A 16,152-nucleotide genomic window follows, 5' to 3' on the forward strand; every position below is an offset into this window, starting at 1 on the left:
AACCCGCTGGTCAGCTGATCTGTTCCCGGACCTGCCGCTTGAGCCGGGCGAGGATGGCCGTGCCGCCGCGGATCCGCAGCGGGCTGATCGCCTGGGCCAGGCCCATCCGCTGGTACAGGTCGTCCGGGACGGCGAGGACCTGATCCGGGCTGGCGCCGGCCAGTCCTTCGGCGAGGATGCCGGCGAACGCCCGGGTGGTGGGTGCCTCCGGCGGGCAGTCGAACAGCGTGTGCACGGTGCCCTGCGGGCTCACCTCGGCGCGCAGGAAGAACGGCGTCTGGCACTCCACGACCTGTTCCATGCCCTCGTGACCCGGGTGCCCGGCCGGCAGCGGGGGCACGGCGTCGGAGAATTCCAGCAGCATCTCCAGCACCACGTCGCGCGGCGCGGTGGCGAACTCGTCGACGATCTCGGCCAGCTTGCTCGGCATCTCGGGCATCCCGCCAGGCTACCGGCGCCGGTCCTTACACCGTCGGTGACTGTTCGCTGATCTCGCTGAGCGCGGACGTGGGGTCGAGCTGCATCGCCAGGTCGCCGAGGGAGACGATGCCGACCAGCTTGCGTTGGTTGTCGCAGACCAGGATCCGGCGGATGCCGCGCTCACGCATCAGCGACGCGGCCTCCCCGGCGGTGCTGAACTGCTCGATCATCACGACCTCCCGGGTGATGATCGAGCCGATGGTGGTGGCGGTGGTGTCGGCGTTGTCGGCCACCGCGCGTACCACGATGTCGCGGTCGGTGAGGATGCCGGCCAGGTTGGCGCCGTCGGTGACGACGACGTCGCCGATGTCCGCCTCCTTCATCACCCGGGCCGCCTCGTCGAGGGTGGTCTCCGCCGGCAGGTAGATCACCTGTTTGGTCATCACGTCAGCGACCCGGTAACCGGTCATCAGAGCGCCTCCAAACGTCCAGCCGATCGGGAGGTGGTACCCCGCCGCATGACGGCTACACCCCGTCCCTGCCTACCTCGCCCAGCAGGCGTTTCGCCAGGTTTTCCACGACAACGTCGGTGCGTTCGCCGGTCGCCCGGTCGCGCAACTCGACGTACCCCTCGGCCAGGCGGCGTCCGACCACGACGGTGCGCGGGATGCCGATCAGCTCGGCGTCGGTGAACTTCACCCCGGCGGAGACGCCGGCCCGGTCGTCGACCAGCACCCGCAGGCCGACGGCGGCCAGCCGGGTGCCGAGGTCGAGCGCCGCGTCGAGCTGCGGGCCCTTGCCGGCAGCCACCAGGTGTACGTCACACGGGGCGACCGCCGCCGGCCAGACCAGTCCCCGCTCGTCGTGGTGCTGTTCGGCGATCGCGGCCACCGCCCGGGACACCCCGATGCCGTAGCAGCCCATGGTGGGCCGGACCGGTTTGCCCTGCGGGCCGAGCACGTCCACGGCGAAGGCGTCGGTGTAGCGGCGACCGAGCTGGGAGATGTGCCCGATCTCGATGCCCCGACGCATGGTCAACCGGCCGGTGGCGCAGGCCGGGCAGGGGTCGCCGGGGCGCACCTCGGCGGCCTCGACCGTGCCGTCGGGGGTGAAGTCCCGGCCGCACACCACGTTGGTGGCGTGCCGGCCCGGCTCGTTCGCACCCGTCAGCCAGGCGGTGCCCGCGACGACCCGGGGGTCGACCAGATAGCGCACGCCGAGCTTGTCCAGGACCTGCGGCCCGAGATAGCCGCGTACCAGCTCGGGATGCTCGTCCCACGCGTCGAAGACGTCCACGGTGGCCGGTGCCAGCGCGGCGGCCAACCGCCGCAGGTCCACCTCCCGGTCGCCGGGCACCCCGACGACCAGCACCTCGGCCGGGTCGACGCCGGGCCGGCGTACCGTCAGTACGACGTTCTTGAGGGTGTCGGCGGCCGTCCAGTCGTCGCGGCCGGCGAGCCGACGGTCGTTGGCCAGCTCGACCAGGCTGGCGATGGTGGGCGTCTCCGGGGTGTCGTGCACCTCGGCGGCGGGCCGCGCGTGCGGGTCACCGGCCGGCGGGGCGGGCGTGGTGACCGCCTCGGTGTTGGCCGCGTGCGCGCAGTCGGTGCAGCCGACGTAGGTGTCCTCGCCGACCGGCGTGCTGGCCAGGAACTCCTCCGACGCGGAGCCGCCCATCGCCCCCGACATCGCGTGCACCACCGTGTAGTCCAGGCCCAGCCGGTCGAAGATCCGCCGGTAGCCGTCGCGGTGCCGGGCGTACGCGGCCCGCAGGCCCGCCTCGTCCAGGTCGAAGGAGTACGCGTCCTTCATCAGGAACTCGCGCCCGCGCAGCAGTCCGGCGCGGGGGCGGGCCTCGTCGCGGAACTTGGTCTGGATCTGGAACAGCGTCACCGGGAAGTCGCGGTACGAGGTGAACAGGTCCTTCACCAGCAGCGCGGCCAACTCCTCGTGGGTTGGTGCCAGCAGATGCTCGGCGCCGCGCCGGTCGGCCAGCGTGAAGATATCGTCGCCGTACTCCGTCCAGCGGCCGCTGGTGCGGTACGGCTCCGCCGGCAGCAGCGCCGGGAAGTGCACCTCCTGGTCGCCGATCGCGGTCATCTCGGCCCGGACGATCTCGGTGACCCGGTCCAGCACGAGCCGGCCCAGCCGGCAGCCAGGTGTAGCCGCCCGGTGCGGCCCGGCGGATGTAGCCGGCGCGCAGCAGCAGCCGGTGGCTCGGCACCTCCGCGTCGGCCGGATCCTCGCGCAGGGTCCGGAGCAGCGTGGTCGACATGCGCAGCAGCATTGCCGCAGCGTACGACCGGAGGTGCCGGCTGGCGATCCCATTTGCCCGCCACCCCTCGCCTCCCCTCCCCGCCCCTCCCCGCCCCTCCCCTCCCCGACCCCGACCCTCCCCAAGATCCGCACAACATCAGGGATGTTGCTGCCTCAACTCCCCATCGAGGCAGCAACATCGGGGAAGTTGCGCGGATCATGAAACCGTCGGCGGGGCTCGGCGTGGGGTCATAGGTTTCAGTAGGGGGTGTGTGGGGGGGAGCGGAGGGGGCGGGTCTTGTTTGGTGACGTGAGGGGGGTCGATGCCGGGGTGCTCAGCGTCGGGTACGTCGACGCCGGTCCGCCGGACGGGCCGGTGGTGCTACTGCTGCACGGCTGGCCGTACGACATCCGGAGCTTCGCCGACGCCGCACCCCTGCTGACCGGCGCCGGCTACCGGGTGCTCGCGCCGTACGCCCGGGGTCACGGCAGCACCCGGTTCCGGTCGGCCGACGCGGTGCGCAACGGCCAGCCGGCCGCCCTGGCGGTCGACACCCTCGCGTTCCTGGACGCCCTCGGCGTCGAGCGGGCGACGCTGGCCGGGTTCGACTGGGGCGCCAGGACGGCCGGCATCGTGGCCGCGCTCTGGCCCGAGCGCTGTCGGGGTCTGGTCGCGGTGAGCGGCTACCTGATCGACGGCCAGGCGTCGGGGCGGGTGCCGCTGGCCCCGGCGGCCGAACACGCCTGGTGGTACCAGTACTACTTCGCCACCGAACGCGGCCGGGAGGGCTACGCGCGGAACACGCGTGACTTCGCCAAGCTGATCTGGCGGACGGCCTCCCCGAGGTGGAACTTCGACGACGCCACCTTCGATCGCAGCGCGGTGGCGCTCGACAATCCCGACCACGTCGACATCGTGATCCACAACTACCGCTGGCGGTTGGGCCTCGCCGACGGTGAGCCGCAGTACGCGGAGCTGGAGGAGCGGCTGGCCGGCAAACCGCCGATCACCGTGCCGACGATCAGCCTCGAAGGGGACGCCAACGGCGCACCCCACCTACCACCCGAGGTGTACGCCCCACAGTTCACCGGCCCGTACGAGCACCGCACGATCAGCGGTGGCGTGGGGCACAACCTGCCGCAGGAGGCACCGCAGGACTTCGCCGACGCGGTGCTGGCGGTCGCCTCCCGCTGACCGCAGGGCGGCCTTGCCCGGCCTGCCCGGCGACTCGGCCGTCCTGCGCGGTGGGTCGGGCCCGTTCGGCGGGTCGGGCCGCTCGGTCCTGCTCGGCGACTCGGGCCCACTCGGCGGGTCGGTCCTGCTCGGCGGGGCGGGCCCACTCGGGCCCGTTTGGCGGCTCGGGCCCGTTCGGCGGGTCGGGCCGGCTCGGCGGGTGGGGTGGTGCTGCGGGTCAGCCGAGCTTGGCGTGGTCGACGAAGCGGCGCCAGGCGGTCGGGGCGAAGGTGAGCACCGGGCCGGTGGCGTCCTTGCTGTCGCGTACGCCGACCACGCCGGGCAGGTTGTCGGCCACCTCGACGCACTCGCCGCTGGCGCTGCGGGTGGACTTGCGCCAGGTCGCGCCGGTCAGATCGTGGACCACGACTCCATCACTTCCTTCATCAGCAGCTCGGACTGTCCCTTGGGGAGGGCGACGCTGCGGATGCCCTCCCACCTCGCCAGCAGCGTAGCGATTTCCTCGTCCTTGTCGATGGTCGCACCACCGACATGGTTCTCCAGGTGCCCCACCCAGTCACCCTCGACGCCACGGGCCAGGGTGAGCGGGCCGGCGTGGCCGACGTGCACGCTGACCTCGGCCGAGATGACGTGGATCAGCACGCCGCCGCGCTTCACGCAGTCGAGCAGGTGACCGATCTGCTGCGTCATGATGCCCCGGAAACTCTCGTCGGCCCGACGCAGCGTGGCCTCCTCGATCACCGCGACCAGGATCGGCGGGTCCGGCTGGGTCAGGATCGCCTGCCGGTCCATCCGCACCGCCAGCCGCCGCTCCACCTCGTCGTCGCTGAGCATGTCGTCGGCGCGGATCACCGCGCGGGCGTAGTGCTCGGTCTGGAGCAGCCCCGGGATCAGCGTCGGGTGGTAGCAGCGCAACTGCCGGGCGTTGCGCTCGGCGTCCAGCCAGGGCCGCAACCAGCCGGGCTGGCCGTGCAACTCGGCGATGCGCAGCAGCCCCAGCAGCAGGCCGTCGCTCTCCAACACCTCGTCGGCCCGCTTGAGGAAGAGCCGGTCGAACGGGCGCTGCCCCAGCTCGATCGCGGAGATCTGCGAGCCGGAGAAGTGCACCTGCTTGCCGAAGTCCTCCTGGGTCAGGTCGGCGGCCAGCCGCAGCCGGCGCAGTTGTGCCCGGATCAGTTCGGCGGTCGGCTCGGATTCCACAGTGCCTCCACGATCGATCGGCTGCTCGGGGGGACTTCCCGACCGGGATCGGCAGCGCCACGGCCGGCGTCGATGCCTTCCGACAGTAGTCGTCCGGCAACCACACTGTCACCTGGCGGTCCTGCTCCCATCCATCGGGGACGGGGTGGGGCTGCGTCGGGGCCGTCCCGCTTCCCCCGTGCCGGGGCGGCCCCTTCCCCTGTCGCAGGAGGTGGAGATGCCCGATCAGAACCAACCGCCCGTACCGCCTCGTGGCCCGACCACGCCGCCGGGCGTGGAGCGCCGCGACCCGGCCCCGCGCCCGGCCGTACCGCCTCCTGACCCGGCCGTACCGCCTCGTGGCCCGGCCTTGCGCCCGGCCATACCGCCTCGTGACCCGGCCGTAATGCCTCGTGGCCCGGCCACCGGGATGCCCGTGGCGCGTCGCGGCCCGGCGGCCGAGCGTCCCCGGCGGCACCCGATCGACGGCCCGCAGCATCTGCCGCTACGACCGCTCTGGTTCTGCCGCGCGTGCGGGCTGTCCTGGCCGTGCGCTGAGGCCCGGCTGCTGCTCCGCGTCGAGTACGACAACCGCTGGCTCGACCTGGCCGTCTACCTGTCCGGGCTCTACTACGAGGCGACCCACGACCTGTTCCGGCTGGACCCGGAGGGCGGCCCGACCCCGCGCGAGCTGTTCCAGCGGTTCGTCGCGTGGGGGCCGTACCGTCGCCCGGCAGTTGCCCTGCCGCCCGCCTGCACCGGCCGCTGCCGCACGGCCTGACGCATGCCGGCGCTGGGCCGGCGTGCCCGGCCGAGATCGTCCCGGGCGATCATGAAGTTGTTGTCGCGACACGCCGGGCGGGGTGACAACAACTTCATGATCAACCGCGGAGGAGTGGGGGAGGGAGGGCGTCAGGGGGTGGGGCGGTGGCGGGCATGGCCAACCGGGGTCGGCCGCTCCCCGACCCGCCGGGCGCGGGACGTGCTGAGCGCGCTGCGCCTGGTGCTCCGGCGAGGGCTTGGCCGGGCGGGTGGGGGGAGCAGATCAGGAGGCGGCGGTGTCGTCGCCGGGGACGAACGCGACCGATCGGCGGCGTCGGGCGAGCAGCAGCACGATGCCCGCCGCGACCATGGTGAGACCGGCCCCGGCGATCAGCCCCGCCTGCGGCCCGGTGACCGGCAGACCACCGCCGCCGCCGTCCCCGCCGTCATCGTCCCCACCGCCGCTGCCGGTGGCGGCGACCACGACGGCGAACCCGTCCTGGTTGTCGCTGGCGTCCACGTCGGCCGCCGGTACGGCGACGGCGTTCGCCGGCAGTACGGTCCGTTCCGGGCCGGAGCGGGTGCCGACGCCCTCGGTCAGGCCCTCGACCTGCACGATCCCGCCCGCCAGGGTGACCGGTGCGGTGATGCCGGCCGGCACCGTCACCAGGTTGTGCAACTCGACAGCCGAGTGGACGCTGTCGTTCGGGTCAGTGTCCTGGCCGACCGGTACGAGCGCGAGCGCAGCGTAGGTGCAGACCGCCGACCGCCCGTCGGCATCGATCACGCACTCCTGCGGTGGCCGGGTGAACGTCACGCCCTCGGGCAGGCGCACGGTGACGGTGACGCCGCTGACCGCCCGCCGGCCCTGGTTGACGATCTGATACCGCACCGCGCCCGTGTCGCCCGGGTGCAACGCCCCGGCGAGTTCTAGCCTGCCGCCCGCACCGACGCGCACCGACTGCTTCACGTCCGGCGCCACCACCGACAGGTCGGCTTCGGAGTCGTCGACAAACGCGAGCGTGAACTCCCTACTGTCGGTGATCCGCTCCCGGTTCTCGCCCCAGGTCAGGCTGACCTCGATCGCGATCCTGCCTGCGAAGGGCTCCGACGCCCGCCAGATGTGGACATCCATCGGGATGTCCGCCGTCCCACCGGGTGCCGGCAGCAACTCGGGCCGGAAGTCCTTCGTGATGCTGCAATACCAGCTTCCGCTGTCGCCATCGCACTCGCCGGAGGCGCCCCGGTCCGCCCAGTCGACGGAGGCCGTCTCGAACCAGTCCAGTTCGAGGGGCCGGACCCGGAACACGACCTCGCTCGGAGCGTCGTCGGTCAGATTGGTCAACCTCAGGTGGATCGTCTTCTGGCGGACACCCAGCGGAATCGTCGTGCTGCTCAGATCGAACGTGAACGCCGGATCCGGATCCACCGCCGAGACGGGACCGGCGGGGAGAGCGATCCCGCCGACGATGAGCAGCGCAGCAGTGACTGTTCGTGACAGCCATCGACGACCAACAGCCACAGCAGAGTCCTTCGGGTGAGCGGGGCGTGTGCTTCAGAGCACTGTTCGCGACCGGCTGGCAGTTTAGCCCTTGGCTCACCCGGTCGCTGCCCCGTGGACCGCCGCGTCGATGACGTCCACCACGTTCCCTCGCCCGGGGCACCGCCAGGAGGGTGACCGATGCAAAACTTCCGGTGGTAGGCAGGAGTTCCCTTCTCTACTCGCACATCGGAGGAGTGAGCAGTGCGCTGGCGCAGTTTCGTCGCGGTCGGGGACAGCTTCACCGAGGGCCTGGACGACGCCTACCCGGACGGCAGCTTCCGGGGCTGGTCGGATCTGGTCGCCACCCGGCTGGCCGTCGAGGCCGGCCCCGACTTCGCGTACGCGAACCTGGCGATCCGGGGTCGGACCTTCCCGAGCGTGGTGGCCGAGCAGGTGCCGGCCGCGCTGGCGATGAAGCCCGACCTGATCAGCTTCGCGGCGGGTGGCAACGACGTGCTGCGCCGCAGCTTCGACCCGGAGACCCTGGTCAGCCGCTTCGACGAGGTGGTCGGCCAGTTGCGGAGCGGGGGCGCCGACGTGGTGCTGTTCCGGTTCGCCGACGTGATGGCGCGGCTGCCCGGGCAGCGGCTGATCGCCCCCCGGGTCGCCCTGCTCAACCGCGCGGTCGGCGAGACCGCCGAGCGGCACGGCGCGATCCTGGTCGACCTGTACGCCGACGACACGTACCTCAACCCGCTGCTCTGGAGCACCGACCGGCTGCACCTGTCGCCGGCCGGGCACCGGCGCGTCGCCGCCCAGGTGCTCACCGCGCTCGGCGTCGCCTGTGACGAGGAGTGGCTGCTCGTGCCGCCGACCCCGGAGCCGACCCCGTGGCTGTCGGCCCGCACGGCCGACCTGCGCTGGGTCGGCCGGCACCTGGCCCCCTGGATCCGGCGCCGCCTCACCGGCCGCTCCTCCGGCGACACCCGCACCCCCAAACGCCCCACCCTTACCCCCCTCCCCTAACCCCAATGCCGCTCAGTTAAGGGGGCGGGGCGTGTGTCAAGGGGTGTGGTGGTAGACGAGGACGGCGGGGTCTCGGTATAGAGGTTTGTCACTCCAAGACAGCCTCTGGACCGGGAGCCCCGCCGTTGGAACAGTCTGCCATCACGTCCACGATCACGGTGGCTGCGGGGCGGTTCGCGCCGGGTCATCTGGGTGAGTTGACGCAGCAGGTGCCGTTCGAGATGGTCGATGCGGTGCTGGCCGAGGCCGGTGGTGTGCAGTCGCGGGTGCGGGATCTGCCGTCGCGGGTGGTGGTGTATCTGCTGCTCGCGGCGGGGTTGTTCGCTGAGGTCGGTTACCGGCAGGTGTGGGCTCGGTTGGTTGCCGGGCTGGACGGGTTGACAGTGGCGCTGCCGACGTCCTCGGCGCTGTCGCAGGCTCGCCGGCGGGTCGGGGACAAGCCTCTGGTGGCGTTGTTCCGGCTGCTGTCGGGTCCGCCGGCGGGGGCCGCCCGGTGGCGGGGTCTGCTGGTGTGCGCGATCGACGGCACCAGCATGTTCGTGCCCGACACTACGGCGAACTTGAGGGTCTATCCGCGTCAGGCGGGCAGCCACGGTGGGTCGGGGTATCCGATGCTGCGGCTGGTCGCCGTCGTGGCGTGCGGCACTCGCGCTGTCATCGACGCCGTGTTCGCGCCGATCAGCATCGGTGAACTGGGCTGCGCCGGCCGGCTGCTGAGCTGCCTGCGCCCAGGAATGCTGCTGCTGGCCGATCGTGGGTTCGCCGCCCGTCAGATGATCGAACAGTTCGCCGGCACCGGCGCTGACCTGCTCATCCGCGACAAGGACGACCGGCGGCTGCCCGTCATCCGCCGCCATCGCGACGGGTCCTGGCTGTCTGTCATCGGCGCGATGACGGTCCGGGTCGTTGACGCCGAGATCGTCGTGAGCATGAACGGTAAACGCCACGTCGGCCGGTACCGGTTGATCACCACCCTCACCGACCAGCGCCGCTTCCCCGCCCTGGATCTGGTCACCCTCTACCACCAACGCTGGGAGATCGAGACGGCGTACCTGGAGCTGAAGTCCACCCTGCTGGGCGGACGGGTCCTGCGGGCACGGACCCCGAACGGGGTAAACCAGGAGGTCTACGCCCTACTGGCCGCCTACCAGGCGGTCCGGCTGGCGATGGCTGACGCCACCGCCAGCCAACCCACGACCAGCCCCGACCGGGCCAGCTTCACCATCGCGCTGCACGCCGCCCGCGACCAGATCATCCACGCCGCAGGTGTCATCGCCGAGACCACCATCGACCTCGTCGGCGCCATCGGCCGCGCAGTCCTGGCCGACCCACTGCCCCCACGCCGCACCCGAGTCAGCCCTCACGTGGTCAAACGAGCAATCTCCAAACACCGCGCCAAAGGCACCATCGACCGCACCAACTACCAAGCCACGATCAACATCAACATCCTCGCCACAGCAGGGTTGACGACCGGCCCAGAACCCTAACTGAGCGGCATTGCCCCTAACCCCCTGACCCCACCCCACCCCATGATCAACGGAACGGGGGGTGGGAGGTGGGGATCCGGCGTAGTTTGGGGATCATGCCTGTGCCGAGTGATCCCGATCCCCGACTCCAGTCGTACGCGGACCCGCAGCGGCTGGTCACCACCGAATGGCTGGCCGAACATCTGGGCGACGACGGGCTCGTGGTGGTCGAGTCCGACGAGGACGTGCTGCTCTACGACAGCGGTCACATCCCCGGCGCCATCAAGGTCGACTGGCATCTGGAGCTGAACGACCAGGTGACCCGGGACTATCTGGACGCCGAACGGTTCGCCGAACTCTGTGCCGCCAAGGGCATCGGCCGGGGCGACACGGTCGTCTTCTACGGCGACAACTTCAACTGGTGGGCCGCGTACGCCCTCTGGGTCTTCAGTCTCTTCGGGCATCCGGACCTGCGGCTGCTGGACGGCGGCCGACAGAAGTGGATCGCCGAGGGGCGGGAGTTGACCCGGGACAGGCCGGCCCGGCCAAGGGCGGAATATCCGGTGCCGCCGCGCGACGACGCCCCGCTGCGGGCGTTCCGCGAGGAGGTGTCGGCGCACGTCGCCGCCGAGCGGCCGCTGGTGGACGTGCGGTCGCCGGGCGAGTACACCGGCGAGATGCTGCACATGCCGGACTACCCGCAGGAGGGCGCGCTGCGCGGCGGGCACATCCCGGGCGCGGTGAACAAGCCGTGGAAGTCCGCCGCCAACGACGACGGCACCTTCAAGTCGGCGGACGAACTACGCGCGATCTACGCCGACCAGCTCGGGTTGAGCCCGGACGACGACGTGATCGCCTACTGCCGGATCGGCGAACGCTCCAGCCACACCTGGTTCGTCCTGCGCCACCTGCTCGGCTACCCGCAGGTGCGCAACTACGACGGTTCCTGGACCGAGTGGGGCAACCTCGTCCGCGCCCCCGTCACCAAGGGCCCCAACCCCCGATGACCCATCCTGTTGATCATGAAGTTGTTGTCGCGACACGCCGGGCGGGGTGACAACAACTTCATGATCAACTAGGCGGAGGGGTGGGGTCGGGGGTGCGGAGGTAGTGCTGGATGGTGGGGGTCAGCCAGGTGATGAGGTCGGCGGGCGGGATGTCGACCATGGGGGGTAGGCGCAGGACGTAGCGGGTGAGGGCCACGCCGAGCAGTTGGCTGGCGACCAGGCCGGCCCGGCGCGGTGCCTCGGCCGGGTCGGCGACCACGCGGGCCACCGCCGTGCCGAGCTGGGTGGCGAAGATCTGGCGTACCCGCTCCGCCCCGCTCGGGTTGGTGCTCGCCGTGCGCAGCAGCGCCGGCAGCGTGGTGTCCCCCTCCCACCGGGTGAAGAAGTAGCTGACCAGCGCCTCGCCGAGGCGGTCGGCCGGCACGCCGCTCAGGTCCGGCAGCCGCAGGTCGAACTCGGCCGCCGCCGCGAACAGTCCCTCCTTGCTGCCGTAGTAGCGCATCACCATCGACGGGTCGATCCGCGCGTCCGCCGCGATGGCCCGGATCGTCGCCCGGTCGTATCCGTCGGCGGCGAACCTGTCCCGGGCGGCTCGCAGGATGGCCGCCCGGGTCGCGTCCGAGCTGCGCGCACGGCCGCCCCCGGCCGCCGGCTCCGCCGTCGCTTCCCGATCCCGCCGGGGTACGCCCTCAGAGACTGTCGGGAAACCTCGCGGCGGCTGCGGCGGGCCCGCCCGACGACCGGCGGCGTTGGAGATTGGTCCGGATACAACACCGGTATCCGGACCAATCTCCGCCTTGCCGGATCGCCGTCCGGACTCCGCCTCGCTCGCCCCGGGGTTTCCCGACAGTCCCTCCGTCATGTGACCGACGGTATGCCAACGGCTGTTGACTTGCGGAGTCGGGGGCGCCTAACGTTGCCAACAAGCGTTGGCCAACACTTGTTGGCACCTCGGTTGAGGAGGTCGTCATGCTGCCCGAACGAACGGACGTCCTGGTCGTCGGTGCCGGCCCGACCGGGCTGGCCGCCGCGCTCACCCTGGCCCGTCGAGGGGTCGAGGTGACCCTGGTCGACCAGCGGGACTCACCGGCGGTGACCTCGCGGGCGGCGGTCGTGCACGCGTACACCCTGGAGCTGCTCGACCGGATCGGTGCGGGAGAGCAACTGGTGGCGCGCGGGCTGCGGTCGGTGCGGTTCAGCGTCCGGGACCGGGACCGGGCGCTGGTCACCGTGCCCTTCGACCGGCTGCCCACCCGCCACCGGTACGCGCTGATGGTCTCCCAGTCCGTCACGGAGGAGGTGCTCACCGGTCGACTCGCCGACGCGGGCGTGCGGGTGCTGCGCCCGTACCGGCTGACCGGGCTGCACCACGACGGCCACGACAACCACGACGGCGGCGGCGCGGTGGCGCAGTTCGACGGCACGACCGTCCGGGCCACGTGGGTGATCGGGGCCGACGGCATCCACAGCACCGTCCGTGAGCTGGCCGGCATCCCCTTCACCGGCCCGGACGGCAGCGAGGAGTCCTTCGTCCTGGCCGACGTACGCGTCGACAGCGCGCTGCCCCGCGACGGCGCGTCGATCTTCCTCGCCCGTGGTGGCCCCCTGGTCTGGGCGCCCCTGCCCGACGGGCGGGTCCGCCTGGTCGCCACCGTCACCGACCCGCCCGCCGAGCCGGACGCGGCCTACCTGCAACGGTTGCTCGACGAGCGCGGTCTGCGGCGGCGGCCGGACCGGGTGCGGGAGGTGCTCTGGTCGTCGCGGTTCCGGCTGCACCGCCGGGTCGCCGAGTCGTTCCGCGCCGGGCCGGTGCTGCTGGCCGGCGACGCCGGGCACGTGCACAGCCCGGCCGGCGGGCAGGGCATGAACCTCGGCATCTGCGACGCGGTCGACCTCGGCGAGACCCTCGCCGACGTGCTGGCCGGGGCGCCCGGGACGCGGCTGGACGAGTACGCTGCCCGGCGCCGCCCGCTCGCCCACGAGGTGGCCGCCTTCGCCGACCGGTTGACCCGACTCGCCACCGTGCCGCCCTCGGCCCGGCCGGTCCGCGACGCGCTGCTGCGCCTGGTCTCGGTGCTACCGCCGGTCCGGCAGCGGGTGGCCCTGCAACTCTCCGGCCTCAACCAGCGACCATCCGTGACGCCCGGTGTCCCCGTTCCCGGCAGTCGGACCGGCGGGTAACCACGGCGACACGCCGTCGCCGGCCGGGTCTACGCTGGCCCGGTGACGGTCGAGCAGCAGGCCCGGGGGGCGCGCGGCGGGGCGACGGGGGCGGGACGACGCCGATCCCGCAAGGACGAGATCCTGGAGATCGCGGTGGGGCTGTTCGCCTCCCGCGGCTACCACGGCGTGTCGATGGACGACATCGGCGCGGCCGCCGGGGTGACCGGCCCAGCGCTCTACCATCACTTCGCCGGCAAGGAGGCGATGCTGGTCGCCGCGCTGGTGCCGGTCAGCGAAGGGCTGCTCGACGGCGGTCGGCAACGCTCCACCGCCCATCCGGGTGACCCCCGTGCCGTCCTGGAGTCGTTGATCGACTTCCACGTCGACTTCGCGCTCGCCAACCCGGCCGTCATCGCGCTGCACCTGCACGAGCTGGATCGCCTCCCGGAGGAGCCCCGGCGGCGCATCCGCCGTCTTCAGCGGCTCTACGTCGAGGAGTGGGTCACCGTGCTGACCGCCCTGCACCCGGGGCTGCCCGACGGCGAGGCGCGGGTGCTGGCACACGCCGCGTTCGGCCTGATGAACTCCACCCCGTTCCTCGGCGGTGAGGTCGACCATCGTCGCCGGGCCGAGCTGCTGCGCGCCGCCACCCTGGCCGCCCTGCTCGCCCCCACCGAGCCCGGCTGAGGCTCGACCCGCTCCGCACCGCCGGTCGACGCTCCGCACCGCCGGTCGACGCGAGGCGTCGACCGGGGGCCCTTCCTTGCACCCTGGGTGACGTGGTTCGCTAGCACGCGTTCTCACCATCTGGACGCTCGGAGGAACCATGATCGAGTCGCTGCTGGTCGCCAACCGGGGCGAGATCGCCCGCCGGATCATCCGTACCGCCAAGCGGCTCGGAGTGCGCGCGATCGCGGTGTACTCGGAGGCCGACGCCGACCTGCCGTTCGTGACGGAGGCCGACGAGGCCGTCTGCGTCGGCCCGGCCAACCCGGCGCAGAGCTACCGCAACACGGAGGCCATTCTCGCCGCCGCCCGGTCGACCGGGGCTCGGGCGATCCACCCCGGCTACGGCTTCCTGTCGGAGAACGCCGACTTCGCCCGTACCGTCGAGGCCGGCGGCCTGACCTGGGTCGGACCGGGCGCGGATGCGATCAGCGCGATGGGCGACAAGATCAATGCGCGGAACCTGATGGCCGCGGCGGGCGTGCCCGTGGCACCCGGGACCACCGAGCCGGCGGCGGACCTGGCGGCGGCGGTCGCGGCGGCGGCGGAGATCGGCTACCCGGTGATGGTCAAGGCCGCCGCCGGTGGTGGTGGCATGGGCATGGGCGTCGCGGCCGACGAGGCGGCGCTGCGCACCGAGTACGACAAGGTGCGTGCCTTCGCCGAGCGGATGTTCGACGACGGCTCGGTGCTGCTGGAGCGGTACTTTCCCCGGGTGCGCCACGTCGAGGTGCAGATCCTCGGCCTGGCCGACGGGCGGGTGGTGGCGCTGGGCGAGCGGGAATGCTCGGTGCAGCGACGCAACCAGAAGCTGGTGGAGGAGTCGCCGTCCCCGGCCGTCTCGCCGCTGCTGCGGTCGCGCCTGCTGGCCGCGGCGGTACGGGCCGGTGAGGCGGTCGACTACCGCAACGCGGGCACGGTCGAGTGCCTGCTCGACGTGTCGACCGGGGAGTTCTTCTTCCTGGAGATGAACACCCGGCTCCAGGTGGAGCACCCGGTGACCGAGCTGGTGTACGGCCTGGATCTGGTCGAGGAGCAGCTGCGGGTGGCCGCCGGCCTGGCACCGGCCTTCGACCCGGACGCGCTGACCCCGCGTGGGCACGCCATCGAGTTGCGGATCAACGCCGAGGACCCGAAGCGCTTCCTGCCCGGCCCTGGCGTGATCGGGACCTGGGTGGAGCCGACCGGCGAGGGGGTACGCGTGGACTCCGGCTACGTCGCGGGCAACACCGTCACCCCGTTCTACGACAGCCTGATGGCCAAGCTCATCGTCAGCGCGCCGACCCGGGCCGAGGCGATCGAGCGGGCCCGCGCGGCCGTCGCCTCCTTCGAGCTGGCCGGCCCCAAGAACAACCTCCCCTTCTTCGCCGAGCTGCTGGAGAACGAGGAGTTCCGCTCCGGCACCTACGACACCAGCCTCATCTCCCGCATGCGCTGACCCGCTTCCCGTGTTGATCAAGAAGTTCACGTGCGGCGTGACATGCTTGGGGCGTCAGCGACCGGGCGTGTCACAGTGAGGTGATTCCTGATGGCGGAACTGCCGGAGTTCGTGTCGATTCGGGAGGTCGGGCCGCGGGACGGGTTGCAGAACGAGGAGCCGATCCCGACCGACGCCAAGGTGCGGCTGCTCGACGCGCTCTCCCGCACCGGCGTGCGCCGGATCGAGGCGGTGTCGTTCGTGCACCCCAAGGCGATCCCGCAGATGGCGGACGCCGACGAGGTGTGGCAGCGGGCGACGAAGGTCGACGGGGTGCGGTACTCGGCGCTGGTGCCGAACACGCGGGGCGCGCAACGGGCCCTCGCCGCCGGCTTCACCGAGATCGAGGTCGTCGTCTCGGCGAGTGACACCCACAACCGGCGCAACGTCAACCGCTCCACGGACGAGTCGCTGGACGACATCGCCGAACTGATCGACCTGCTGCACGGCGCCGGCGCCCGGGCCGAGGTGATCGTCGCCACCAGCTTCGGCTGCCCGTACGAGGGTGACATCGACCCGGCGCGCGTCGCCGCCATCGTGGACCGGGTGGTCCGCGACGGCGCCGACCGCGTCGCGTTCGGCGACACCACCGGCATGGGTACGCCCCGACGGGTCCGTGAGCTGCTCACCGCCGTACGCGACCGCAACGCGCACATTCCGGTGCTGCTGCACTTCCACAACACCCGGGGCACCGCGCTGGCCAACCTGCTGACCGCGCTGGAACTGGGGGTGACCGAGTTCGACGCGAGCGTCGGCGGTCTCGGCGGCTGCCCCTACGCCCCCGGGGCGAGCGGCAACCTGGCCACCGAGGAGGCGGTGCACATGCTGCACGACATGGGCATCGACACCGGCATCGACCTGGACGCCCTGATCGAGGCCGCCGCCCTGGCCGAGGAGTTGACCGCCCGCCGCCTCCCCTCCGCCATCCTCCGCGCCGGCCCCCGCACCCGCCTGACCCCCACCCCCTGACCCTCGCGGGTGGGGTGGGGATG

Annotated in this window: 15 protein-coding genes and 1 pseudogene; 9 read left to right on the top strand and 7 right to left on the bottom strand. The window is 72.0% G+C overall.

Translation table 11 applies throughout. The features are described 5' to 3' along the window. Positions 1-10: 10 nt before the first annotated feature. From O7615_RS12835 to O7615_RS12845, 3 genes and pseudogenes are all read right to left on the bottom strand, one after another. The gene (locus O7615_RS12835) at positions 11-439 is read right to left on the bottom strand and encodes a SufE family protein (protein ID WP_278177704.1); all 429 of its coding nucleotides are present in this window, start codon (positions 437-439) and stop codon (positions 11-13) included. Between the two features lie 25 nt (positions 440-464). Continuing rightward, positions 465-890, bottom strand: a complete 426-nt coding sequence (locus tag O7615_RS12840) for a CBS domain-containing protein (RefSeq protein ID WP_278177706.1) — start codon at positions 888-890, stop codon at positions 465-467. Between the two features lie 55 nt (positions 891-945). Further along, a pseudogene (locus O7615_RS12845) lies at positions 946-2,707 on the bottom strand (proline--tRNA ligase). Between the two features lie 279 nt (positions 2,708-2,986). Between O7615_RS12845 and O7615_RS12850 the strand changes: the two are divergent. Next, entirely contained in the window at positions 2,987-3,871 is an 885-nt protein-coding gene (locus tag O7615_RS12850) for an alpha/beta hydrolase (RefSeq protein ID WP_278177707.1), read from the top strand. A 217-nt stretch (positions 3,872-4,088) separates the two neighbouring features. On the opposite strand, the gene O7615_RS12855 is transcribed toward O7615_RS12850, so the two are convergent. Together O7615_RS12855 and O7615_RS12860 are read right to left on the bottom strand one after the other, a co-directional pair. Then, positions 4,089-4,277: a DUF397 domain-containing protein gene (locus O7615_RS12855; protein WP_278177708.1), complete on the bottom strand. Its 189-nt coding sequence runs from the start codon at positions 4,275-4,277 to the stop codon at positions 4,089-4,091. Then, positions 4,262-5,071 (bottom strand): helix-turn-helix transcriptional regulator, encoded by an 810-nt coding sequence (locus O7615_RS12860; RefSeq protein WP_278177709.1) that lies wholly within the window; start codon positions 5,069-5,071, stop codon positions 4,262-4,264. The genes O7615_RS12855 and O7615_RS12860 overlap by 16 nt, the downstream gene beginning before the upstream one ends. A 409-nt stretch (positions 5,072-5,480) precedes the next feature. Here O7615_RS12860 and O7615_RS12865 point away from each other — a divergent pair, with 409 nt between their 5' ends. After that, entirely contained in the window at positions 5,481-5,831 is a 351-nt protein-coding gene (locus O7615_RS12865) for a hypothetical protein (RefSeq protein ID WP_278182087.1), read from the top strand. 264 nt (positions 5,832-6,095) lie between these two features. Here the strand turns inward: O7615_RS12865 and O7615_RS12870 are convergent, their stop codons facing one another. Then, a complete protein-coding gene (locus O7615_RS12870) occupies positions 6,096-7,241 on the bottom strand; it encodes a hypothetical protein (RefSeq protein WP_278177710.1) in 1,146 nt (381 codons plus the stop codon). Between the two features lie 315 nt (positions 7,242-7,556). Between O7615_RS12870 and O7615_RS12875 the strand changes: the two genes are divergently transcribed. The 3 genes from O7615_RS12875 to O7615_RS12885 all read left to right on the top strand — a co-directional run bounded on the left by O7615_RS12875 (position 7,557) and on the right by O7615_RS12885 (position 10,794). Further along, positions 7,557-8,321, top strand: a complete 765-nt coding sequence (locus O7615_RS12875; protein WP_278177711.1) for an SGNH/GDSL hydrolase family protein — start codon at positions 7,557-7,559, stop codon at positions 8,319-8,321. Positions 8,322-8,446: 125 nt separating this feature from the next. Further along, complete coding sequence (locus O7615_RS12880; RefSeq protein ID WP_278175131.1) at positions 8,447-9,808, top strand: IS4 family transposase; 1,362 nt, start codon at positions 8,447-8,449, stop codon at positions 9,806-9,808. Positions 9,809-9,903: 95 nt separating this feature from the next. Then, entirely contained in the window at positions 9,904-10,794 is an 891-nt protein-coding gene (locus O7615_RS12885) for a sulfurtransferase (protein WP_278177712.1), read from the top strand. Positions 10,795-10,858: 64 nt separating this feature from the next. Here O7615_RS12885 and O7615_RS12890 read toward each other — a convergent pair whose 3' ends face one another. Beyond that, positions 10,859-11,656, bottom strand: coding sequence for a TetR family transcriptional regulator (locus O7615_RS12890; protein WP_278177713.1), 798 nt, complete (start codon positions 11,654-11,656; stop codon positions 10,859-10,861). A gap of 107 nt (positions 11,657-11,763) precedes the next feature. Between O7615_RS12890 and O7615_RS12895 the strand changes: the two genes are divergently transcribed. The 4 genes from O7615_RS12895 (at position 11,764) to O7615_RS12910 (ending at position 16,129) form a co-directional block, all read left to right on the top strand. Continuing rightward, on the top strand, positions 11,764-12,975 hold the full coding sequence (locus O7615_RS12895) for an FAD-dependent oxidoreductase (RefSeq protein ID WP_278177715.1): 1,212 nt from the start codon (positions 11,764-11,766) through the stop codon (positions 12,973-12,975). Positions 12,976-13,017: 42 nt separating this feature from the next. Further along, on the top strand, positions 13,018-13,644 hold the full coding sequence (locus tag O7615_RS12900) for a TetR/AcrR family transcriptional regulator (RefSeq protein ID WP_278177716.1): 627 nt from the start codon (positions 13,018-13,020) through the stop codon (positions 13,642-13,644). Positions 13,645-13,783: 139 nt separating this feature from the next. After that, entirely contained in the window at positions 13,784-15,121 is a 1,338-nt protein-coding gene (locus O7615_RS12905) for a biotin carboxylase N-terminal domain-containing protein (RefSeq protein WP_278177718.1), read from the top strand. A 90-nt stretch (positions 15,122-15,211) separates the two neighbouring features. Then, the gene (locus O7615_RS12910; protein WP_278177719.1) at positions 15,212-16,129 is read left to right on the top strand and encodes a hydroxymethylglutaryl-CoA lyase; all 918 of its coding nucleotides are present in this window, start codon (positions 15,212-15,214) and stop codon (positions 16,127-16,129) included. Positions 16,130-16,152: the final 23 nt, after the last annotated feature.

The sequence above is a fragment of the Micromonospora sp. WMMD1082 genome (assembly GCF_029626175.1).
Classification (GTDB): domain Bacteria; phylum Actinomycetota; class Actinomycetes; order Mycobacteriales; family Micromonosporaceae; genus Micromonospora.